The sequence below is a fragment of the Halorubrum sp. CSM-61 genome (assembly GCF_003781945.1).
In the GTDB taxonomy this organism is placed as follows: domain Archaea; phylum Halobacteriota; class Halobacteria; order Halobacteriales; family Haloferacaceae; genus Halorubrum.
This window is the reverse complement of record NZ_RJJW01000012.1, coordinates 30,600-51,731: the sequence shown is the minus strand read 5'-3', so window position 1 is coordinate 51,731 and position 21,132 is coordinate 30,600. Positions and strand designations below refer to the sequence as shown.

The following is a 21,132-nucleotide window of genomic DNA, read 5'->3' as shown; positions in this document are numbered from 1 at the left end:
CACTCGCTGAACCACTCAGTGTTGCTATACATGCCTGTGAACAGGCGTTCGTCGCCGAAGGAGATTGTGTGCTGGTGACCGGCGGGGGCCATCGGACAACTCGTCTCGGAAGTTTCACTTGTACGGGGCGCGACGGTTTTGTTGAAAGACGTCATCCCGAGGAAGCTAGAGCTGGCCGAGCGTCGCGGGGTGGATTATACGGTTAACGTCACTTCGGCGAACCCGATCGGCGTGATCCACGAGCACGTGGATAGTGAGGGCGTCGATGTCGTCATCGAGAGCTCCGGTGCGGGCCTCCCAACGGACGTCGTCGGGATCATCGACGGGGAATACGATCTGAAAGGCTCATTCCGGTTCAGTGGCACATATCCACGGCTATCGAGGGTATCAGGACGGGTCAGTTCGATGTCGACTGTATCGTGAGTTTTGAGCAGTCATTCTCGAAGACAGAGGCCGCGTTCGATCGGGCGATAGAACTGGAAAGCTTGAAAGGGGTCATCCGCGTTAGCGACGACTCAGAATGAACTATCATCGAACCCGCCACTCCCTTCAGGGTCGGCGGGTTCGCCCGGATTAGCGACAGCTGATTTAGCCTTAGCCACCGTAACACGCGTGAGGAGACGGATTTTTGATATCCCACCGATCAGCCTCTTTACTTTCTACCTAGATAACGGAGCCGTCGGCTTCACGTCTAGCGAAACTACAGAGCCCAAAAGTACTACTGTAAATGTCTATCGAAAACTACCCCGGGTCGGTGCCTAATTCCCCGACAACTTCGTCGGGTGCCGATGTGGTCATCTATTTGCTCGCCGAGGTACGATAAAAAAAACACCATTTAGATAACAATACACGATTTGATGCTTTACAGTCGTATGAGTGTAATGCCACTCTCTGTAGGTTCTACGACGTTCCACCATTTAGATAACAAGACACGATCCGATGCTTTACAGTCGTATGAATGTAATGCCACTCTCTGTAGGTTCCACGACGTTCCGGAAGTCGTCGTTTCAAGAATCCGGTTCATTCCGAGTACTCGGATTTTATCTGTATGACGTTGACGGTCTGTTGGAGTTCCGTGGTCAGCGTTTCCAGTGTCGATTCGCTGAACTCTGCGGCCGGCACAGCGGCCTCCAGTACCGCTGATCGTGTCCGTCCGTCGTGGACTGGGACGGCGACGCTACACCTGCTCTCCCATCGCTCTTCTGTCGCAGTAGCATATCCATTGTCACTCACGGTCCGGATGTCCTCGGCCAACTTGTCGGGGGACGTGATTGTCTTGTCGGTGTACCCATCGAGCGGCAGTTCTGCGAGTCGTTCTACACGGGGTTTTTCTACTGTCGATGCTAGGAGGGCTTTCCCGGCGGCAGTCGCATGGAGAGGGAGATGACGACCTGGATATAGCGTAACGGGAACTGTCGGGTCTAGTCCGGCCCGGAACACCAATACCGCACTGCCATGTTCCTTGACGTACATCCCTGCCGGATACCCGATGTTATCGGTCAATTCGCTGATCTCGGATTGACCGACGACGAACAACTCGTTCTGATGTCGAAGCTCTTGGCCTATCTCGAGGAACCGAAACGTCAGTCGATACGTCCCGCTGTCGTTCACGACGAATTGATGCGATTCGAGCACTTGGAGGTGGTGGTGAATTGTGCTTCGGGGCATTTCTAGTTTGTCGGCCAGTTCGGAAGTGCCGCTAGGACCTATCGCGCTGAGCGTGTTTAGAATGGTGAGCGTCTTTTCGATTGCTTTGACCATATCCGTCTATCACGTTCGTTTGTAATAAAACTGTTTCATGTGGCGAAACAGAAATCTGCCGTACTCGCGACATCAAACAAAACACGGTAATTTACCACTTAATATTGGTGTATATTTCTCGATCTGTAATATCTGTGAACTATTAAGTTGATTGTGTTTCATCAGGCGAAACGGACTGTGTGAATGTATACCACATGAATTAAGTCACGCGCACCAGTTTCGTCACTTGGACGAATGCACGAAGTTAAAACCGAGATCGAGCGACCACCGGCGGACCTTGTCGCAGAATTCCAGGGGATTCCGACGGCGGTCCTCTCCGATGTCACTTCGAAGTACGAAAACACGATGAGCCACGAAATCAAACCGGTATACGACGGTGCGTCAACCGCCGGAACGGCGGTCACTGTCAAGACGTATCCTGGAGACAACCTGATGGCACACAAGGCAGTCACCCTTGCGGAACCCGGTGACGTTCTCGTCATTGATGCGAACCAGTACTTGGAGGCCGGGCTTTGGGGCGAACTCGTCTCGACATCGTGTCAGGAGCACGGGCTCCACGGAACCGTAATCGACGGTGCCGCCCGCGATATAGAGGAGATAGAGGAGCTGGACTACCCGGTGTACGCACGCGGCGTCAGTCCGAAGGGATCGTACAAAGCCCATCCCGGCTCTATCAATGTCCCTATCTCGTGTGGTGGGGCCTCTGTTGAGCCCGGTGACATCGTTGTCGGCGACGACGAAGGTGTCGTAGTGATAGATGCTGACCGTGCCGAGCAGGTTCTTGAGGACGCACGCGCGAAACTACAGGACGAGTCCGACGCCAAGGAGCACATCGAGGACGGAGAGTACATCTACGACATGCTGAATCTCGAAGAGACGTACCGAAAACTCGACATCGAGGAAACCTGACACACAGCTAGTCGCTCAGTTTTTTTTGATCACGAACTTCCTGCGCGACCGAGAAAAGAGACACCCAGAACGGGAAACTGGTGGCGTAGCTTCAGGGCTCGATGACGGCTTTGACAGTCTCCTGTCCCTCCATCGCGCGAATTGCTTCGTTGACCTCCTCGAGTTCGTAGTAGTCGGTCACGGTCTCCGTCCACGGGTATCGCCGCAAGAGTGGGAGAGCTTGAACGAAGTGTCGGGTAGCCGCCGACCACGCGCCGTCAACCGTGATCTGCTTGCGATTGATGTCATGGGGGTTGAGTTCGACGGAGCCCGCGTCCCCGTAGTGACCCATGATCATGTACGAGCCATTGGTTCCGGTCATCTCTAGGCCCTCTCTGACCGCGGGCGGGAAGCCGGTCGCCTCGAACGTGGCGTCGACGCCACGCCCGTCAGTTATCGACCGGACTCGCTCGATGCGGTCCGACTCGTCGACATCGGTGATGTTGATGGTGTGGTCGGCACCGAACCGCTCTGCGAGTTCCAACCGTTCGTCCGGTGCTCCGGTGACGATAATCCTGCCCGCGCCGCTGTCGTCGGCCATCGCGACTGCCGCGAGCCCGACGGGACCCGGCCCCTGTACGAGAACATCGCTGCCGTATTCGATTCCGCCCATCCTCTCGAACCCGTGGACGGCGATTCGGATGGCATCGCCCATGATGACGGCTTCGTCGCTGATGTCGTCGGGGATCTTTATCAGTTCGCCGCCGCCTTCAAGGAAGATGTACTCGCCGAATCCACCGACGAAGTGGGGGTGTTCGTCGGCCCGGAGCCATCCGCCGACACTCGTCCTGTCCTCGCATTTCGCCTCGTCGCCGAGTACGACGCAGTTGTAACAATCCCGACATGACTCGGGCAGGACGACGACGCGGTCCCCCTCCGACAGGGGGTCGCCCTGTGCGTCCGTCGTGACGTCCTCGCCCAGTTCCTCTACTTTTCCGACATTCTCGTGACCGAGTATTGACGGTGTGACGACGCCGGGCACCTTGTCGTGGAGAATGTGGACGTCTGTTCCACAGACTCCAGCCATTTTCGTGCGTAACAGAACGTCGTTGCTACCGACAGCTGGAACGTCGAACTCGGTCACTTCGATGGGATTCGTTGACGGTTCGGATATCTCTTGTAGAACCGCTGCCTTTGCTTGTGGTACCATAACAAGATAACCGTCATTATCCAACATAAAAAAGTCTTGGATATCGCGCCCGCGCTGTGCGGAGTCTCTCGTCTGTCGGTGACGGCGCTACGCGCGTCGTCGCTTAGCCGTCAAGTGTGAGTTGGTCGCCAGGCTTGAGCGTCTCGACGGTTACGGCCAACCCACGCTCGGCTACTGCATCACTGAATCGCTCGGGTGCGTCACTCCCGGGGACGTAATGGACCGGAACGACTTTCTTGACACCGAGCCATTCGGTAGCGAGTGCGGCTTCCTCGGGCGGGAGGGGAGCCAGCGCACCGGGGGCGCTCCCGACCGGTACCAGCGCGGTATTGGGGCTGTAGAGCTCACCAAACAGCTCTAGGTCACGGAAGATAGCTGTGTCCCCGAGATAGTACAGCGACTGCTCACCGAACTCGAGGAGGAAGCTCAAGGGTGTGCCCGAAACTGGGCCGTCCGTCCCTTCGAAATACGATATGTGGCGCGTCTCCAAGGCTCGGATTATCATTTCCCCGTCCGCGAAGGCGTTCCCCCAGACCATCGTTTGTAGCTGGTCCTGCGGAACGCCGTGGTCACTGAGATGGTCGGCAACTGCCGGTTCAGTAATGACCGTCGCGTCGGTCCCAATAGCGATTTCGGCCGTCGACCCGAGATGGTCATGCGCACCGTGTGTCACGAGTATGTAGTCCGTTCCCTCGAAGTTGGTGGGTTCGGCGGCGATCCAGTTCGGTTCTAGCCACGGGTCGACGAGGACCGTTTGAGTCGCGTCGACGCTGAACGCCGACAACCCGTGGTAATCGATGGTCACATTGGACATGATGGGCGTACGTGAACCACCGGTAGTTATCAAAGTTTGGGCGAATCGGCCGATTGCTGTCTCGATCACCCTCACCACTGGCTTTATATACCACGCGTTCACTCGCTGTAAACGCACGACGTACGTCATGTCTAAACAGCACGAAGAAGTGCAGTTACCTGCCGAGGACCTCGAACAGTTCGTATTCGAGGTGTTCTCGGAAGGGGGGCTGCCAGACGACCACGCTCGTATCGCCAGTAACGCACTCGTAACCGCTAACCTTCGCGGTGTCGACTCACACGGCGTCGTTCGGTTGGAACCCTACATCGAGAACATTGAGGGCGGTGGGTTCAACCCTGACCCCGACATCACTATCGACCGTTCGGGGCCGTCGTCGCTCCACGTCGACGCCGACGACGGGCTCGGCCAGGTTGCGACGGACGCCGCCATGGAAGCGACAGTCGAGGCTGCTGCCGAGACCGGCGCTGCGTTCGCCTCCATCCGGAACAGCAACCACTTCGGGACGGCAGCCTATTACACGCAGAAAGCGGCTAGAGCAGACTGTATCGGATTCGCCATGACTAACGTGGGGCCAAATGTTGTCCCGTTCGGCGGACTGGACCCGTTCTTCGGTACGAATCCGCTCGGATTCTCGATTCCCACCCAGCGATCATTCCCGATAACGCTTGACATGGCGACGAGCGTCGTCGCGAAAGGGAAGATACATGTCGCCGAGGAGGAAGGCGACTCTATCCCCGACGACTGGGCCATTGATGAGTCGGGTCAGCCAGCCACCGAACCCGAAGATGTCGAAGCGTTGCGCCCAGTCGGTGGACCGAAGGGGTACGGACTTGGATTGCTTGTCGACGTGTGTTCGGGACTCCTTTCGGGGATGGGGACTAGCCCCGAGGTCGATTCGCTGTACGACGATTATACCAGTCCCCAGCGCGTCGGTCACTTTGTCGGCGCGATAGATATCTCGGCATTCCGTGATGTCCCGGCGTTCAAATCTGACATCGACCAGATGATAGAGGGGCTCAAAGAGATCCGGACCAGCGACGGAATCGAGGAAGTCAAACTCCCGGGCGAAATCGAGGCAGAGACTCGTGAGAAGCGATCAGCCGAAGGCATCCCTATCGGAAGCGGTGTGTACGACACTCTCGGAGATCTCGGTGAGCGGTACGGCGTCGAACTCCCGTAATTGGGTCGCAACGCTGATCGGGTAGTACAGGGTAAAAACGAGGTCGGCCGGGCCGCCACTACGCGACCGAGACGGTTCGCTTTCGCTCCTTTCCGCGGAGGAGGCGCTTCCCGCTGTCGCGGTCGAAGATGAAGGTCCCGGAGGTCTGGGCCCGGACCTCGACTGTCGTCTCCTCTGGCAGCACGTCTTGGCGGGGAATGACCGCCCGAATTTCCCCCTGAGGTCCGTCGAGATACTGAATCACGTCGTCGCCTATCGGTTCGTTCAGCACCGTCTCGGCACGGATTGCTTCACCGTCGGTGAACTCGACTACTTCGGTGTGTCGGGGGCGGAAACCAAGGACGAGTTCCTCGGGCACCGACGACGGCTCGACACTCAGGTCGGGGTCATACTGGAACGAGACCTCCTCGCCGGAGGGGAGCTCGACCGAGATTTCGTCGTCCGTTAACGACTTCCGTTCGACGTCGAGCAGGTTGACGCTCGGGCTCCCGATGAATTGTGCGACGAAGGTGTTCGCCGGGTTCTGGTAGACATGTTCGGGGCTGCCGAACTGCTCGACGATCCCGTGGTTCAGGACGGCGATCTTGTCCGAAAGCGTCATTGCCTCCTCCTGATCGTGGGTCACGTACACCATGGTCGCGTCCAGTTCCCGGTGAATCTTCCCCATCTCCTTGCGCATCTCCATCTTCAGCTTGGCGTCGAGGTCGCTCATCGGCTCGTCGAGCAGGAACGCTGCCGGGTCGCGGACAATAGCCCGGGCCAGCGAGACGCGCTGTGCCTGTCCGCCAGATAGCTCGCCGGGTTTTTTGTCCAGGAGCTCGTTTATCTGGAGCGTCTCGGTCGCCTCCTGAATCTTCCTCTTTTGTGCCTCCTCGGGGACGTTCTCTATGTCCATCGGATAGGCGATGTTTTCACGCGTACTCATGTGCGGGTACAGCGCTATGTCCTGGAACACCATCGAGAGGTTCCGTTTTTGGGGCGGTTTGTGGGTTATCTCCTCGCCTTCTATCGTGATGGTCCCTTCTGTGGGTTCTTCCAGTCCGGCGATACACCGGAGCGTGGTCGTCTTCCCGCAGCCGCTTGGACCCACGATAGTGACGAACTCCCCGTCCTCGATGGTCAGGTCGATACCGTCGACAGCGACCTCGTCGTTTCCGGCAACGTCGTACACCTTTCGTAGATTGTCAACATCTATTGCAGCCATGGTTCTCTCGTTCAGGTTGTGAACTATTTCCAAACTACAATGAGAATTACTTATAAAGCTATCGGTAGAGAGAAATGTCCGCGGGGTCATCGCCCCGATATACACTCATATGTATCTTTACTTACGTTAATGTTAAATACAAGGGGTAATGTTCTCAACCCGCTATGCGAAGTTCACACACGGGTGGGTCTCCCCGAAAATCAGGAGCGACCAGTGAGTTCAAGAACCGACGCACGTTTCTGAAAGGGAGCGTCGCGACCGTCGCAGGGATCGGGCTCGCCGGGTGTTCCAGCAACGGTGACGGCAACGGGTCAAACGGTAGCGGGTCGAACGGTGGCGGCGACGAGGCGGAGATACACGTCGTCACCGGCGAGACGAACCAGGCGGCAAAGCAGTGGTTCGACCGGATGGCCAACCAGTTCATGCAGGAGACGGGCATCGCCGTCACCATGGACTACTCGAGCCTCTCCCCGACAGAACGCATCTCGACGTTGATTCAGACGGGAAACACGCCGGAGCTCGCGACGCTGGACACCGGGCAGGCCGCACAGCTGGCCTTCCGTGACCAGCTGGCCGGCGTCTCGGAACTCGTAGGGACGTTCGAAGACGAGTACGGCGGCGACGTCCCCGACAACGTCCGACTCCAGATGGACGGCACCGACTACACAGTCCCCCTCTGGACGAACCCCACGCAGGTGTGGTACTGGAGCGACGTCTACGAGGAGTACGGGCTGGAGTCCTCAGCGGCACTCACCTGGGAGGAGTACCAGGAGATTGCCGCCGAAATCAACTCCGACGACATGTACGGGACAGTTGTCCCGAGCGCGACGTCGTCGCTGTCATCGTTTACCTTCTGGAACTTCCTAACGAGCAACGGCGGGTCCGTCGCCAGTCGCTCCGACGGCGATGTCCAGATAGCACTCGACCAGGGCGACAACAAGGCCCGGGCCGTCGAGACGGTGGAGTACCTAAACGAACTCCACGAGTACTCGCCGCGCGCGAGCGACTTCGAGTGGGGGGACATCCTCCAGTCGTTCGTCTCCCGAAACTCCGCCCACAGTATCTACGGGCCGCGCGCGAAGCTACAGGTCATCAACAACACGCCCGAGCGGAAGGGAGAGGTCCGCCCGCACTTCCCGGTCCACAATGGCACCGAGCAGTTCATCAACAACGGCGGCGGCTGGGTGCTGCTGGACGGCGCCGAGTACAAGGACGAGGCCCGGCAGTTCATTGAGTTCACGGTCCGGCAGAACCGTCTCGTCGATTTCCTCACGTCTGTCGCTCCGGTCCACAACTTCCCGACTATCGCCGAAATCGCCGAGATGGACGAGTACCGGAACAGCGAGTTCATCAGCGAGAACTTCCGAGAGCGGGACCTGGAAATCGTCCAGGAGTCCTTCGAGAAAGGCATCAGCTGGGGCGGCGAGACCGAGCCGTACAACCAGTACGGGCCGTCACTGTTCACCAGTCAGGAACTCGGCACACTACTGTACAACGTCAACATCAGCGGCAAGGACCCCGAACAGGCGGTCTCGGACACCGCGGGCCGTCTCCGCGACGTCCTCTCTAACCTCCAGGAATAATGTCGATTGCCCGTTTCATCGACTACATTCCCCAGTCCGTCCACGACCGCGTAGAGAGCGACGACCGCATCATCGGGACGCTGTTTCTCCTCCCGGTCGTCTTGCTCGTCTCGTTCGTCGTCTTCCTGCCGGTCGTCTGGGCGGTCTACAACTCCCTGTTCGACATCGGTACGCTCAATCCGGAACGGAACTTCGTCGCGCTCGGGAACTACGTGGATCTCCTGGGTGCCGACCCCATGTTCTGGAGTTCGCTGTGGAAGGCGTTCTACTTCGCCGTCGGGTCGACGCTGCTGCAACTCGCCGTCGCCGTCCCTACGGCGGTGCTGCTGAACAAGGAGTTACGCGGTATTGCCGTCGCGCGTGCGATAGCACTGCTCCCGTATCTCATCCCGACCATCGTGGTCGGCATGATGTTCACGTGGATGGGCCACCCGGAACTGGGCGTCGTGAGTAACGGACTGGAGGACATCGGTCTCACCGACGGCCCGATGTACTTCTTCGGGAGCGAACGGTGGGCGATGCCCGCGCTCATCGTCGCCAACTCCTGGAAGTTCACTGCGTTCATCGTGATGATGGTGCTGGCGCGCCTGCAGTCGATTCCGGAGTCTCACTACGAGGCCGCGCAGATGTGCGGTGCGAGCGCCTGGCGGCAGTTCCGGGACGTGACGCTCCCTAACATCCGGAACGTCGTCTTGCTGGTGTTGCTGCTCCGTGGCATCTGGATGTTCAACAAGTTCGACATCATCTGGATTCTCACGCGCGGTGGCCCGGCCAACGCGACGACGACGCTCCCGGTGTACATCTACGAGATAGCGTTCACCCAGTACCGTATGGGGACCGCGCTCGCTGCGTCGACGCTCCTGTTCCTGCTTCTCGTGGTCGCGGGCGTCCTTTACCTGCGTGCCTTCGACCCGGCATCTGAGGTGGAAACATGAGCCTCGTCGACTACATCCCCGGCCTGAACCCGGACGACGAAGCCACGAAGTGGAACCGGCGTCGCAGCGCCAAGCGTGCGGCGAACTACGTCATCCTGATATCGATGAGCATCATGTACTTCTTCCCGATATTCTGGATGGCGAAGGCGGCGCTACAGCCACGGAACGAACTGTACGACCAGACGGTGTACTATCTGCCCCAGGAGATAACGTTCGAAAACTTCCGGGCGCTCCTCGTCGACTCCCAGTTCCTAACTTTCTACGCCAACAGCATCATCGTCGCTCTGGGTGTCGTGGCCGTCACCATCGTCACGTCGACGCTCGCGGGGTACGCGCTGACGCGCGTGGAGCTCCCCGGGAAGAAACGCATCGCCCAGACGACCATCTTCTCGTACATGTACCCGCCGATTCTCCTCGTCATGCCGATGTTCCTGCTGTGGTACGCCGTCGGTATGACCAATACCTACGTCGGGCTGATACTCGCACAGTCGGCGCTGACCGTCCCCTTCAGCATTTGGCTGATGTGGCAGTTCTTCCAGACGGTCCCTATCAGCCTCGAAGAGTCGGCGTGGATGTACGGCGCGAGCAGGTTACGGAGCTTCTTCGGTATTGCCTTGCCGATGGCGAAACCGGGGCTTATCGCGGTTGCTATCTTCGCCTTCGCGGTATCATGGAACGACTTCACGATGGCGAACATCCTGATGCAGGAGCCCTCGATGCGGACGCTGCCAGTTGGGGTCCTGTTCTTCACGGAGTCCAACGCCGTCGACTGGGGCGCGATTCTCTCGGCCAGCGCCCTCATCGCGGTTCCGCCGCTGTTGCTCGTCTACTTCCTGCAGCGCTATCTCCTGCGTGGGTTCCGCGTCGCCTCCTGAGGCCGCACCCACCGGTATCTTCTTGTTCGGCGACGGCCGACAGGAGCGTATGATACTCAATCGCAACCGGGTCGCGCGAACCGACCTGCGCGAGGTCGCTATCAGGTGCGTCGAGAGCGCCATCGACGCGGCTCATCCCGACGCGGTCATCGAGGAGACGGTCGCCGTCTCGGACAACCGCCTCCGTATCGACGACACCAAGTACGACCTCGATGCGTTCGACGACGTCTACGTCGTGGGTGGCGGGAACGTCGCCGGCCACGTCGCGGCGGCCCTGGAGGCCAAACTCGGCAGCCGAATCACGGACGGGGTGGTCGTCACCGACGACCCGGTCTCGACCGATACCGTCGACATCGTCGAAGGTGACTACCCGGTCCCGAGTGAGCGGTGTATGGCCGGCACCAGACGTGTGCTGGATCTGGCGTCGACCGCCACGGAGACGGACCTGCTCGTGACTGTGCTCTCCGGCGGTGGGAGCCCCCTCCTCTCGGCCCCGGTTGCCGACATTTCGCTTTCGGACCTCCAGGTGCTGACCGAACGGTTGTTCGCGAGCGGCGGCAGCGACATGGACATCAACGTCGTCCGGAAACACCTCTCGGAGGTAAAAGGCGGGAAACTCGCCCGCGCGGCGATGCCGGCCCAGGTCGTGACGATGGTGTTCAGCGATGTCGTCGAAAACGACGCGGCTGCCGTCGCCAGCGGCCCGACCCTCCCCGACGAGTCGACGTACGCCGACGCCCTCGATATCCTCGAACGGTACGACATCGACCCGCCCCAACGGGTCGTCAATCACCTTGAGCGCGGTCGAAGCGGTGCCATCCCGGAGACGCCGACGACCGGCGCCTCGGTGTTCGAACGCATCTCGTGTCACACTATCGCGGACGGTACGACCGCCCTAGCCGGCGCGCGTAAAGCCGCCCGCGAGCAGGGGTTCGAGCCCGTGATCCTCACTTCCCGGCTGCGCGGTGCCGCCCGGGAAGCGGCGAAGGCGCTGGTCGCCGTCGGCGAGGAGATAACGGCCACGGGGGAGCCGGTCGAGCCCCCGGCGGTCGTCCTTGCAACTGGTCAGACGACCGCGATGACGGCCGAAGACGACGACACCGGGCCCAACCAGGAGTTCGCGCTCAGCGCCGCCGTCGAGTTCCACCGGTCGCTCACATCGGACGCCGCGCTGGCCAGCGTCGGCACCGACGGCTTCGACGGGTTCGCCGACACAGCGGGCGCGGTCGTCGACACCACGACCGGGTATCCGGTCGCCGACGCGTGGGACGCCCTCAACGAGCACGGCGCGCCGGCGTTTCTCCACGATCGGGGAGACTGCGTCGACATCTCCTCTACGGGGACGAACGTCAACGACATCCACGTACTGGTCGTCGACGAATGAGCGCATAGGCCGCCATCGGCTATTCTCACTCTATCACTCGTTGCGGTCCGAGACGACAAGCGCGACGACGTCGTTGACGTTCGTACCTGTCGGCCCTGTCTCGATTACTGCGTTGATCTCCTGTAAGTAGGCTCCGGCGTCGTTCCCGTCGAGGGCCCGTCGGGCCCGCGCCTCGTCAGTCACGGTCTCCGCGTCGGCTATTGCCCCCGCTGCGTTGGAGCTTCCGTCTTCGCCGTCAGTGTCGACGGCCGCAAGCACCGTGTCCTCAGCGAGTTCGAGCGCGCCCGAGAGGACGGCCTCCTGGTTCGGCCCGCCGCTGCCGCCCTCGCCCGTGATGGTGACCGTGCTCTCTCCGCCTGCAAGGACGACCGCCGGGGGCTCGACCGGGGCTCCAGTTGCTGCAATCTCCTCACTGACGGCGACCAGCGGCTTCACCACCTCACGGGCCTCCCCCCGTATGCGAGACGACAGCCTGAGGGACTCGTAACCGGCGTCCCGCGCGGCCGTCTCCGCTGATTCGAGTGCGGTCGCGTTGTTTACGACGACATGATTGTCCGCACGGTCGACCGCCGTCTCTCCGGGTCCCGGCGTCTCTGAGCGACCTCCTTCGACTCCCCCGTATAGATGGGTGCGGACCGCCGACGGCACGTCGACATCGTAGCGGTCAAGCACTGCCACGGCGTCGGCGTAGGTCGTCTTGTCGGGGGCGGTCGGTCCGCTACCGATTGTGCCGAGGTCGTCGCCGACGACGTCACTGAGCATGACGCCGACGACCCTCGCCGGGTCACCACGACGTGCCAGTTGCCCGCCCTTGACCGCCGAGAGGTGCTTGCGGACGGCGTTTATCTCGTCTATCGGAACGCCGTTCTTGAGCAGTCTGTCGGTCGTCTCCTGTAAGTGACTCAGTGAGAGGTCAGAAGCCGGTGCGGACAACAGCGCGCTCGCTCCGCCGGTCAGTACGACCACGACCAACGTCTCTTCGCCGGCCGCGTCGACCAGATCCAGTATCTCCGCCGTGGCTTCGACGTTCTGTTCCGACGGAACCGGGTGATCACCGGTGATCGCTCGGACGTACGCGGTGTCGGTCGGCATCTTGGTGACGACAACGCCGTCGGTGATCCGTTCCCCGAGCGTCGATTCAAGCGCACGCGTCGCACCACCGGTCGCCTTCCCGGCACCGACCACGACGATATCCTCGTACTTGGTGAGGTCGTAGGTCGCCCCCCCGATGTCGAGAGTGTCTCCCGTCAGCGAGACGGCATCTCGGGTCGCCGTTTCGGGGTCCGCCCCCTCAATAGCTGCCTCGATACAATCGAGCGCTACTTCGCGGCCAGGACTGTGCGCGAGCGAGTCTCTATTCCGTATCATACGTTCAACTCCAGCGCGTAAAGATAAAAATCCCAGTGTGATAGCGTCGACGCTCACAGGGGGAGCAACTGGAGCGCCACGATGAGAACCGAGACGGTCAGCGCGCCGAGCACCGTCGTCAGGAAGATGACCGTCCCGACGAACTGGCCCGCGGTGGTCGTCTGGGCCGTCGTATCAGTGTACTCCAACGTGAGGATTAGGGTCGCGATAGAGGCGGGTACCGCACACTGGAGTACGAACACCTTCGCGACAGTCGAATCCCTGAACCCGAGTGCGAGCGCGATGACCAGTGCGGCCACCGGTGCGACGAGCAGGCGGAGCGTGACCGCTGGGACCGCCGGCCTGACGGCTCCACGTAGGTCGGTACGGACCAGTTGGACGCCGAGCATGATGAGCATGACCGGGATCGCCGCGTCGCCGGTAAGTTTGATAACGGACATGAACGGCCCGTCGGTCGACGGGACCGCCCCGAGGTACGCGAGTGAGCCACCGAGTCCGGCAGCGTACAGTATCGGGAGCCGCAGTACCTCCGACAGCGCGCTTCCGGAGACAGTTGACCCGCGCGACGCTATTGTCACACCAACGGTGTACATCAACGCACTTTGGAACGTGACGTAGATGACGGCAGCGCTGCGTCCGGCCGAACCGAACGCGAACGCCGACACCGGGATACCGAAGGTGCCCGCGTTCGAGAAGACTCCGGTCAGGGCTATCGCGTTTTGTACGCCGGCCCTGTCCGTGAGTATCCTCGCCAGCCCGTCGGAAAGGGCGAACATCACGACGGTGAAAGCCACGATTCCGACGAATATTTTCGTAATCGCGCCGCCGGAAACCGACGCCGTCGCAGTGCTGTCGAAGATGAGTGCCGGAAACAGGACGTAGAGGACGAGCGTGTTGAGTCCGTCGACATCGACATCTGTCGCCCATCCGAGGACAGCCCCGACAACTGCCAGCGAGAGGACGGGGAACACGGCTGTCAAGATGATATCTGTTACTCCGGTCACTACTAGACGGCTCACAGCCTGGAGACAGATATCTTTCGGTACTGCGGTGTCGGTACCGCCTCGAATGGATATTTTTTTGAGCCGAAGATCGTACAATAGGGTATGGAACCAACAGACGTGTTAGTCCTCGACCAGCCGATTCACGGTATGTCTCCCGCGGAGTACCGGCGTCTCCTTGAAGACCGACTCCCGAACCGGCGAATCGAACTCGCCGCGACCCCCTCAGAGATCGCTGCCCACAGCGAGCAGGCGACCGTCATGACGGGATACGAAATCGCTGCCGAAACGGTGGCTGAGGCCAACGAACTGGAGCTGTTCGCCTGTACCTACGCTGGGACAGACCACCTCCCACTCGCGGCGTTCAAGGAGAACGGTGTCAAGGTGACAAACGCCTCGGGCGTCCACGCGCCGAACGCCGCCGAGCAAGTACTGGCCGTCGTGCTGTCGTTCACCCGGCATCTCGACGAAGGGTGGCATATGTCTCGGAAAGGTAGTTGGAGTCACTACTGGGCCAGCGAGCTACAGGGGTCGACGGTCACGGTGGTAGGCATGGGCGCTATCGGCACGGCGATTCTCGACAGGCTGTCACCGTTCGGCGTGGAACGGATCGGCATCAGACACACGCCATCGAAGGGAGGACCGGCGGCGTCGGTGCGCGGGTTCGACGATTTCGACGAGACGCTGCCGGAGACGGACTATCTTGTCCTTGCGTGCCCGCTAACTGAGACGACCCGTGGACTGGTTGACGAAACGGCGTTGGAGTTGCTCCCGCCGGACGCCGTCCTCGTCAACATCGCCCGTGGTCCGGTCGTCGACACCGACGCGCTCGTTGCGTCCCTCAAGACCAACGGACTCAGGGGTGCGGCCCTTGATGTCACCGCTCCGGAGCCCCTTCCCGACGGTCACCCGCTGTGGAACCTCGATAACGTCCTGATAACGCCCCACAACGCCGGTCACACGCCGAAGTACTGGGAGAGGCGGGCCGACATCCTCGTCGAGAACGTCGAGCGCCTCGTCGACGGTCGGGAACTCGAGAACTTGGCGTACTGACGGCCCGGCGCGGACATTCGGATGCCCTGAGTCTCTCGAAACCTTTTTGCCTCATTGCTATCCACATCATGTATGGCAGGTAGCGCTATCTACGACTTCAGCGATGAGTCCGTTATCGTCACGGGCTCGACGCGCGGTATCGGGCGTGGAATCGCCGAGGCGTTTTATATAGCCGGTGCGGATGTCCTTATCAACTCACGGTCCGAGGACGCCCTCAAAACTGCTGTCGAAGAGATAGAAGCACTGGAAACGGCGGACCACGTCGACACGGATGGCACCGTCGTCGGCGCGCCGGCCGACGTGGCCGATCCTACGGAACTCGAAGCGGCAATAGAAACGGCAATCGACGAGTTCGGTACAATAGATGTCCTCGTTAATAACGCCGCTGTCTGGCCGGAAGAGGACTCCATGGTTGATGCGTCGCTTGACGATTGGGACTACACGATGAACGTCAACGTCCGCTCTCAGTACCACGCCTCGAAGCTCGTCGCCAGCCACATGCGGGATGCCGGTATCGAAGGGGCCATCGTGAACATCACGAGCCAGACCGGCGACAGACGGAGCGGCAGGGGACGACTGTACTCCGTGTCCAATAGCGCCGTCAACGGACTTACTTGGCGGATGGCTCATGAACTCGCCGGCGAAGGTATCCGTATGAACGCTGTCTCGACAGACGTGACGCGGACTTCGCAGGTCCGCTACCAAGCCGAACGGACCGCCGAAGGCAACCCGGAACGCACCGCGGAGGACGTCCTCGACGACTGGGGGAGCGAACGACCGATGGGGCGGCTCGGACGCCCGTCCGACGTGGCGGATGGCGTCCTGTATCTGGCGAGTGACCGGGCCGAGTATATCACTGGTACGATTCTACGCGTTAGCGGCGGTGGCAACCTCCAGTAACACGACTCTAGGTTCCACTCCAGCGTCGTCACTCGGTATAGCTGGTCTGAGCACTTTGTAGCGTGGCTGCGCGTAGTTTCGCTATCACACCAGCCGATCTGGTAGTGTTTATAGTAGACGTTAGAAATAATTACTCACTTTTGTGATGGAGAATTGATTAAGAGCGGTGTCGATCGCTGTTGTAAGTTCGTCGAGTGAGTCGAAGAAGTGGTTGCTGAGAGCTGCTTGGAGCTGCCTCCAGCATTCCTCGACTGGGTTCAACTCGGGTGAATAGGTCGGGAGCGTCACAAACACAAGGTCGTCACGGACCGCGAGGTTCGCGACGGCCGATCCTGAAAATACGGTGCTCCATCGAGAACGACGATCTGATCCGCTTCAAATTCTCCATATGATGCTAAAATGAAATATTTTATGTGATCGGCGGTAATGTACTCGGTGATCGCGCCTAACAAGCACGTCTAGTCCCGTTGACCGAATAATTCAACAGAAGGCCGCGTGCCGTGCGAAAACCACGCGGCAGGCGGTTCGACTTGGACAGATTTCTTGGTTTGATCGATACAGACTACTGTGGAGTCTATCTCTCGCCTCTTTTTGATCTCGTCGTGAAACGCTTCTTTGTCGTATTTGTCGGATTCAGCGGCTGATCGACGTGGTTTCTGATAACTCAATCCCGGCTCTTTCAACAACCGCCGACAACTCGAGAGTGAATACTCGATGCCGTACGTTTCTTCAAGATATTCCTGTACGAGCGCTGGCGTCCACGCCTGTCGGTTATACCCAGTCTCCTCCGGCGACTCTTGAATATCATCGAACAGTTTCCCACGTTCTTCATCCGTCAATTTTGACAGTCGGCCGGGTCGAGTTTCTTCGTACGGTGTCTCCTCGAGAGCGTGTTCGTCGAACCGATCGAGCCAGTATCGAATTGTTTTCTCGACGACACCATGGCATTCGGCAAGATCTTGAACGTGTCGCCCTGTTTATGGTCGCTAGCCGCTAAGACGCGTTCTCTCGGCACTTCACCCTCTATTTCTTGGAGAAGTTTCTGAAGTTCGTCCATTGAGATGCTGTCGGGCCTGCTTATACTGTACGATACAATATTATCTGATAATAAATCGCCTTTTATGTATTAATCCCCCCTGACGAACGTAACTGGAGTCGTCGATTCGAGCATGACTTGCTGAGCGGTAGAACCAAAAATCGCCTTCCCTGTAGGAGACCGTTTACGCCCGCCGACCACGACGAGATCGGCGTCTTCGACAGTCGAAAGGTCCACGATGCTCTCACCGTGTTCTCCAATTTGGGACGTAACGTGGAAGTCGATACCTGCGTCATCCAACTCGTCACCGATATCACGTATGACCGAAAGTCTCTTCGCCACTTCTATGGCGGTCGCGTCTTGGTGATCGGCGAATTCAAGCCGTGTTGCCGCCTCTCGAAACTCGTCTTCGGTGTAGACGTGCGCCAGAGCGACGGTGGCGTTAGCGGGGCCAGCGATGTCGGAAACGAAATCCACGAGCGCGTCGGCGCGGTCATTATCGTTTGGACCTAGTGCGAGTAGTATCGTCTCAAGGGCCATGAGTATTCACAACCGGGATTAGTCGTAAAAGAACCGGATCATTACATCAAAACCGGGCAGTATTCAATTCAAATCACGATATTTTTTGAGCGACAATCGCAATTCCACAACCTCGGAGGATGGAATTGATGCGTGCCTTCTGTTCTTGTGAAGAAACTGTGAAACAGGAGCAGTCTTGTGGTTACACGTTTCTATCACTCAGAAACCTTTTCTGAGATATATACTCCGCGACCGCATCCTAATCGCCAGACGAAAGCCTGTCCATTCGCAGACAGCGTGAAAATAAGGAACGCATCGGCTCCCAAACTCCGAAACTCTGGGGAACTCACAACCTCGGAGGATAGATTTGATGCGTGCCTTCGAATCAGTTCGAAATGAACTGGAAATAAATCATAGTTGACCTCTTGTACCCCGTCAATATCGACGGCACCGACAGGGCGCTCCGACGACTCATACAACGGCATAGATGTGTCCGTAGACGTTGCCGCAGATTATGACTGATGGGTCACGGTCGGTTCTCCAACGACTTCAGAGGCTGTGGAGATCGATATCGACCATTGGAAACACGATTACCTTGCTCCATATGGCAGTTGACGCGGGATGGGCGAGATTCTTGTTTGAGTATTTGGGTTGGCGGTTGTAGCTCGATACTTGGACAACTCTGAGGGGATGGTTTGCGTGGGGTACTCTCATATCGATGTCGGCGAGTTAGGTGATGGCGCTACCAAGGTACCCAAGGAGCCCAACAGTATATCGCGGTAACTCTCATTACGAGTGTGAGGGGTACACCGCCGCGTTCATACCCCTTCGACGGAGAATAGGGTGGCGTCTCTGAGAACAGCCTGCACGCGGCGGTGCCAAGCGTCAGCGAAGGCCTCCCGTTGCTGGTCGCTTGCCGATCCGTCGAGAATCCTCTGGAGGTTCCCGATTGCGGGTCCACCGCTAGGAACGTCGCTGACGTGGTAGGCCACTTCGACGGTCTCGTCCGTGTCGGTTCGCCGGAACCGGAACGTCGGGTCCGCCGTGTCCGGGTCGAACCCGTCGAAGCACAGGAGGTCGCGGCGGCCGCCATAGCCGCCGGCGAGCCCGCTGAATCCGTCATCGCCGGTCGCGCCAGTCACGTACGAGATGATACGGCTCATCACGCCGTACGCAGCATCCTCCTGCGGGCCGGCCGTCTGGACCTCGATTTCGCTCCGGACTGGATAGTCGTCGGGATACAGGGCGTCGAGCCCGAGCTGGACGATCCGGTAGGCGCCCGAGGCAGTCGGACAGGAGTGTCCTGCCTCTTTCACCGCGTCTCTATAAGCGATGACGAACGGCTCGCCCGGTTCGAGGACGTCGAGGGCCTCCGCGACGGGGTCGCGGATTTCGATCGGCTCGACGTCGTAGTCGACCTGCCAATTGGTTCTCGTCTGGGTCGTGTCAGTCGCAGTCGAATTCGATGTCATGAGTTGTGGTTGTGATCGTGTCTCGTGGTCAGTAGCGGAGCAGTCGCATCCCGTTGAGGATGACGAGGAGGACGCTGGCCTCGTGGACCAGCATTCCCGACGCGAGGGTGACGTAGCTGGTGAGCACGCCCGCGAGGAGGACGGTCACGGTCAGCACCGCGATCCCGACGTTCTCGAGGACGTTCCAGCGCGTCGCCTTGCTGAGTTTGACCGCGTACGGGATGCGTTCGAGGTCGTCGGCCATCAACGCCATGTCAGCCGTTTCGATAGCGGTGTCCGTTCCCGCAGCACCCATCGCGATGCCGACATCGGCAGTGGCCAGCGATGGCGCGTCGTTGATGCCGTCGCCGACCATCGCGACGACGTGGCCGTCGGCCTGGTAGCCCTCGATGACGGACTGCTTGTCCTCGGGGAGGAGTTCGGCACGGTACTCGTCGATACCGACCTCCTCGGCAACGGCAGCGGCCGTCCGATCGTTGTCGCCGGTGAGCATCACCGTCTCGATGCCAGCGTCTTGGAGCGCCGCGACGACCCCAGGAGCGGCCTCCCGGAGCTCGTCCCGCATCGCAATCGCGCCGATGATGTCCCCGTCCCGAACGACGTGGACGACTGTCTCGCCGCGCCCCTCACGCTCGCGGACGTAGTCGGCGACCCGATCGGGGACATCGACGTCGCGGTCGTCCAGCAGCGCGCGGTTGCCGACGACGACTTCCTGGCCATCGGCATGGGCGATGACGCCCTTGCCGGCGACCACGTCGAAGTCGTCGGGATCGGGGACCGACCTGCGCCCCACGTCCGTATCGTCCGCTTGGGCGACCGTCGCTCCACCGTCCGTCGCAGCCGTCTGGCGTTCGCGGGCCATGTCGACGATGGCGTCCGCGAGGTGGTGTTCGCTCTTCTTCTCGGCGGTCGCTGCGAGCGAGAGGACGTCGGCGGCGGCGACGCCGAACCCCTCGATGTCGGAGACGGTGGTCTCGCCCTTCGTGAGCGTCCCCGTCTTGTCGAAGGCGACGAGATCGATCTTGCCGGCGCGTTCGAGGTGTTCGCCGCCCTTCATCAGCACGCCCGACCGGGCGGCGTTACCGATGGCCGAGACGATGCTGACCGGTGGCCCGATGACCAGCGCGCCCGGACAGCCGATGACCAGCAGCGTCAGCGACAGGATCGCGTTCTGCGTGACCGCGTACGCGCCGATAGCCAGGGCAATGACGGCCGGCGTGTAGTACTTCGCGAACCGGTCGATGAGACTCTCCGTGGGCGACTGAGCCTCCTGGGCCTCCTCGACGCGACGGATGATCCGTTCGAGAGTCGTATCCGATCCCGCTCCCGTCGTCCGGATTTCTAGCGCGCCCTCCTGGTTGACCGTCCCGGCGTACACCTCGTCGCTGTCGGCCTTGTGGACGGGCGCGCTCTCGCCGGTGACCGGCGCCTGGTTGACTGCGCTCTCGCCGTCGACGACGGTTCCGTCGACCGGGATCTTCCCGCCCGGCTTTACGACGACGACTTCGCCCTCTTCGACATCGCGGGCGGAGACCTCTTGGAGTGTCCCGTCGCGACGGACGGTCGCCGTGTCGGGCGTCATCTCCAGTAGCTCCTGAAGTGCCGTCCGGGTCTTCCGCATCGTCCGGCCTTCGAGGTAGCTGCCAAGGCTGAACAGGAAGACGACGGCGGCGGCTTCCCAGTACTCCCCGATGACGATAGCACCGATGGCGGCCAGCGTCACCAGCGTCTTGATGCCGAGCGTCCGGTTGGTGACCTCGTGGTAAGCGGTCTTGGCGATGTCGTAGCCACCCACGACCGTCGCGAGGACGAGGATGGCGGCGCTTGCCATCTCGAAACTCGTGAGGTAGCCGAGACTCCAGCCACCGCCGTACAGCAGGCCGCTCGTCGCCGTGACGATGGCCTTCCGGTGGTTCCGGTAGTACTGCGTGATCGATTGTTTGTTCATA

Annotated in this window: 18 protein-coding genes and 3 pseudogenes; 10 read left to right on the top strand and 11 right to left on the bottom strand. The window is 60.1% G+C overall.

What is annotated here, in order from left to right; all coding sequences use genetic code 11:
• Positions 1-141 precede the first annotated feature (141 nt).
• Positions 142-423: a hypothetical protein gene (locus EDM04_RS17020; RefSeq protein ID WP_241154954.1), complete on the top strand. Its 282-nt coding sequence runs from the start codon at positions 142-144 to the stop codon at positions 421-423.
• Positions 424-533: 110 nt separating this feature from the next.
• Here EDM04_RS17020 and EDM04_RS17015 read toward each other — a convergent pair.
• Together EDM04_RS17015 and EDM04_RS17010 are read right to left on the bottom strand one after the other, a co-directional pair.
• Positions 534-635: pseudogene (locus tag EDM04_RS17015) on the bottom strand (IS5/IS1182 family transposase); the annotation flags it as partial.
• Positions 636-1,020: 385 nt separating this feature from the next.
• Positions 1,021-1,761 (bottom strand): IclR family transcriptional regulator, encoded by a 741-nt coding sequence (locus tag EDM04_RS17010; RefSeq protein ID WP_123624209.1) that lies wholly within the window; start codon positions 1,759-1,761, stop codon positions 1,021-1,023.
• Between the two features lie 234 nt (positions 1,762-1,995).
• Here EDM04_RS17010 and EDM04_RS17005 point away from each other — a divergent pair, with 234 nt between their 5' ends.
• Positions 1,996-2,670: a 4-carboxy-4-hydroxy-2-oxoadipate aldolase/oxaloacetate decarboxylase gene (locus EDM04_RS17005; protein ID WP_123624207.1), complete on the top strand. Its 675-nt coding sequence runs from the start codon at positions 1,996-1,998 to the stop codon at positions 2,668-2,670.
• 91 nt (positions 2,671-2,761) lie between these two features.
• Here EDM04_RS17005 and EDM04_RS17000 read toward each other — a convergent pair whose 3' ends face one another.
• Both EDM04_RS17000 and EDM04_RS16995 read right to left on the bottom strand, forming a co-directional pair.
• Positions 2,762-3,793 carry a zinc-binding dehydrogenase gene (locus tag EDM04_RS17000; RefSeq protein ID WP_164471161.1) on the bottom strand — a complete coding sequence of 344 codons (1,032 nt, stop codon included), beginning with the start codon at positions 3,791-3,793 and terminating at the stop codon, positions 2,762-2,764.
• A 169-nt stretch (positions 3,794-3,962) separates the two neighbouring features.
• Positions 3,963-4,802, bottom strand: a complete 840-nt coding sequence (locus EDM04_RS16995; protein WP_123624202.1) for a metal-dependent hydrolase — start codon at positions 4,800-4,802, stop codon at positions 3,963-3,965.
• Between EDM04_RS16995 and EDM04_RS16990 the strand changes: the two genes are divergently transcribed.
• Positions 4,801-5,853, top strand: coding sequence for an Ldh family oxidoreductase (locus EDM04_RS16990; RefSeq protein ID WP_164471160.1), 1,053 nt, complete (start codon positions 4,801-4,803; stop codon positions 5,851-5,853). The genes EDM04_RS16995 and EDM04_RS16990 overlap by 2 nt on opposite strands.
• 58 nt (positions 5,854-5,911) lie before the next feature.
• Here EDM04_RS16990 and EDM04_RS16985 read toward each other — a convergent pair whose 3' ends face one another.
• The gene (locus tag EDM04_RS16985) at positions 5,912-7,057 is read right to left on the bottom strand and encodes an ABC transporter ATP-binding protein (RefSeq protein WP_164471159.1); all 1,146 of its coding nucleotides are present in this window, start codon (positions 7,055-7,057) and stop codon (positions 5,912-5,914) included.
• 164 nt (positions 7,058-7,221) lie between these two features.
• Here EDM04_RS16985 and EDM04_RS16980 point away from each other — a divergent pair, with 164 nt between their 5' ends.
• From EDM04_RS16980 to EDM04_RS16965, 4 genes are read left to right on the top strand one after another with little or no spacing between them, the layout of a single operon-like run.
• Positions 7,222-8,640, top strand: coding sequence for an ABC transporter substrate-binding protein (locus EDM04_RS16980; RefSeq protein ID WP_123624196.1), 1,419 nt, complete (start codon positions 7,222-7,224; stop codon positions 8,638-8,640).
• Positions 8,640-9,575, top strand: a complete 936-nt coding sequence (locus tag EDM04_RS16975; RefSeq protein ID WP_123624194.1) for a carbohydrate ABC transporter permease — start codon at positions 8,640-8,642, stop codon at positions 9,573-9,575. Before EDM04_RS16980 ends, EDM04_RS16975 begins: the two co-directional genes overlap by 1 nt.
• Complete coding sequence (locus tag EDM04_RS16970; RefSeq protein WP_123624192.1) at positions 9,572-10,450, top strand: carbohydrate ABC transporter permease; 879 nt, start codon at positions 9,572-9,574, stop codon at positions 10,448-10,450. Before EDM04_RS16975 ends, EDM04_RS16970 begins: the two co-directional genes overlap by 4 nt.
• Positions 10,451-10,499: 49 nt before the next feature.
• The gene (locus tag EDM04_RS16965; protein WP_123624190.1) at positions 10,500-11,834 is read left to right on the top strand and encodes a glycerate kinase; all 1,335 of its coding nucleotides are present in this window, start codon (positions 10,500-10,502) and stop codon (positions 11,832-11,834) included.
• A 33-nt stretch (positions 11,835-11,867) separates the two neighbouring features.
• Here the strand turns inward: EDM04_RS16965 and EDM04_RS16960 are convergent, their stop codons facing one another.
• Together EDM04_RS16960 and EDM04_RS16955 are read right to left on the bottom strand one after the other, a co-directional pair.
• Positions 11,868-13,202, bottom strand: a complete 1,335-nt coding sequence (locus EDM04_RS16960; RefSeq protein ID WP_123624261.1) for a glycerate kinase — start codon at positions 13,200-13,202, stop codon at positions 11,868-11,870.
• 53 nt (positions 13,203-13,255) lie between these two features.
• Complete coding sequence (locus EDM04_RS16955; RefSeq protein WP_164471158.1) at positions 13,256-14,206, bottom strand: AEC family transporter; 951 nt, start codon at positions 14,204-14,206, stop codon at positions 13,256-13,258.
• A gap of 102 nt (positions 14,207-14,308) precedes the next feature.
• Between EDM04_RS16955 and EDM04_RS16950 the strand changes: the two genes are divergently transcribed.
• On the top strand, positions 14,309-15,256 hold the full coding sequence (locus tag EDM04_RS16950) for a D-2-hydroxyacid dehydrogenase (RefSeq protein ID WP_123624186.1): 948 nt from the start codon (positions 14,309-14,311) through the stop codon (positions 15,254-15,256).
• Between the two features lie 72 nt (positions 15,257-15,328).
• Positions 15,329-16,156 (top strand): SDR family NAD(P)-dependent oxidoreductase, encoded by an 828-nt coding sequence (locus tag EDM04_RS16945; protein ID WP_123624184.1) that lies wholly within the window; start codon positions 15,329-15,331, stop codon positions 16,154-16,156.
• A 120-nt stretch (positions 16,157-16,276) separates the two neighbouring features.
• On the opposite strand, the pseudogene EDM04_RS16940 reads toward EDM04_RS16945, so the two are convergent.
• Both EDM04_RS16940 and EDM04_RS16935 read right to left on the bottom strand, forming a co-directional pair.
• Positions 16,277-17,237 (bottom strand): annotated as a pseudogene (locus tag EDM04_RS16940) (IS630 family transposase).
• 45 nt (positions 17,238-17,282) lie between these two features.
• The gene (locus EDM04_RS16935) at positions 17,283-17,732 is read right to left on the bottom strand and encodes a universal stress protein (protein ID WP_123624182.1); all 450 of its coding nucleotides are present in this window, start codon (positions 17,730-17,732) and stop codon (positions 17,283-17,285) included.
• 484 nt (positions 17,733-18,216) lie between these two features.
• On the opposite strand from EDM04_RS16935, the pseudogene EDM04_RS18885 reads away from it, so the two are divergent.
• A pseudogene (locus EDM04_RS18885) lies at positions 18,217-18,494 on the top strand (site-specific integrase); the annotation flags it as partial.
• A gap of 35 nt (positions 18,495-18,529) precedes the next feature.
• On the opposite strand, the gene EDM04_RS16925 reads toward EDM04_RS18885, so the two are convergent.
• Positions 18,530-19,183 carry a hypothetical protein gene (locus tag EDM04_RS16925; RefSeq protein WP_006186940.1) on the bottom strand — a complete coding sequence of 218 codons (654 nt, stop codon included), beginning with the start codon at positions 19,181-19,183 and terminating at the stop codon, positions 18,530-18,532.
• 28 nt (positions 19,184-19,211) lie between these two features.
• Positions 19,212-21,131 (bottom strand): cation-translocating P-type ATPase, encoded by a 1,920-nt coding sequence (locus EDM04_RS16920; RefSeq protein ID WP_006186939.1) that lies wholly within the window; start codon positions 21,129-21,131, stop codon positions 19,212-19,214.
• Position 21,132 lies beyond the last annotated feature (1 nt).

Bases quoted from the DNA above. Each gene is read 5' to 3' on its own strand.
- EDM04_RS17010 (WP_123624209.1), bottom strand. From the start codon at position 1,761: ATGGTCAAAGCAATCGAAAAGACGCTCACCATTCTAAACACGCTCAGC.
- EDM04_RS17005 (WP_123624207.1), top strand. From the start codon at position 1,996: ATGCACGAAGTTAAAACCGAGATCGAGCGACCACCGGCGGACCTTGTC.
- EDM04_RS16990 (WP_164471160.1), top strand. From the start codon at position 4,801: ATGTCTAAACAGCACGAAGAAGTGCAGTTACCTGCCGAGGACCTCGAA.
- EDM04_RS16995 (WP_123624202.1), bottom strand. From the start codon at position 4,802: ATGACGTACGTCGTGCGTTTACAGCGAGTGAACGCGTGGTATATAAAG.
- EDM04_RS16985 (WP_164471159.1), bottom strand. From the start codon at position 7,057: ATGGCTGCAATAGATGTTGACAATCTACGAAAGGTGTACGACGTTGCC.
- EDM04_RS16980 (WP_123624196.1), top strand. From the start codon at position 7,222: ATGCGAAGTTCACACACGGGTGGGTCTCCCCGAAAATCAGGAGCGACC.
- EDM04_RS16975 (WP_123624194.1), top strand. From the start codon at position 8,640: ATGTCGATTGCCCGTTTCATCGACTACATTCCCCAGTCCGTCCACGAC.
- EDM04_RS16970 (WP_123624192.1), top strand. From the start codon at position 9,572: ATGAGCCTCGTCGACTACATCCCCGGCCTGAACCCGGACGACGAAGCC.
- EDM04_RS16965 (WP_123624190.1), top strand. From the start codon at position 10,500: ATGATACTCAATCGCAACCGGGTCGCGCGAACCGACCTGCGCGAGGTC.
- EDM04_RS16960 (WP_123624261.1), bottom strand. From the start codon at position 13,202: ATGATACGGAATAGAGACTCGCTCGCGCACAGTCCTGGCCGCGAAGTA.
- EDM04_RS16950 (WP_123624186.1), top strand. From the start codon at position 14,309: ATGGAACCAACAGACGTGTTAGTCCTCGACCAGCCGATTCACGGTATG.
- EDM04_RS16945 (WP_123624184.1), top strand. From the start codon at position 15,329: ATGGCAGGTAGCGCTATCTACGACTTCAGCGATGAGTCCGTTATCGTC.
- EDM04_RS16935 (WP_123624182.1), bottom strand. From the start codon at position 17,732: ATGGCCCTTGAGACGATACTACTCGCACTAGGTCCAAACGATAATGAC.
- EDM04_RS16925 (WP_006186940.1), bottom strand. From the start codon at position 19,183: ATGACATCGAATTCGACTGCGACTGACACGACCCAGACGAGAACCAAT.
- EDM04_RS16920 (WP_006186939.1), bottom strand. From the start codon at position 21,131: ATGAACAAACAATCGATCACGCAGTACTACCGGAACCACCGGAAGGCC.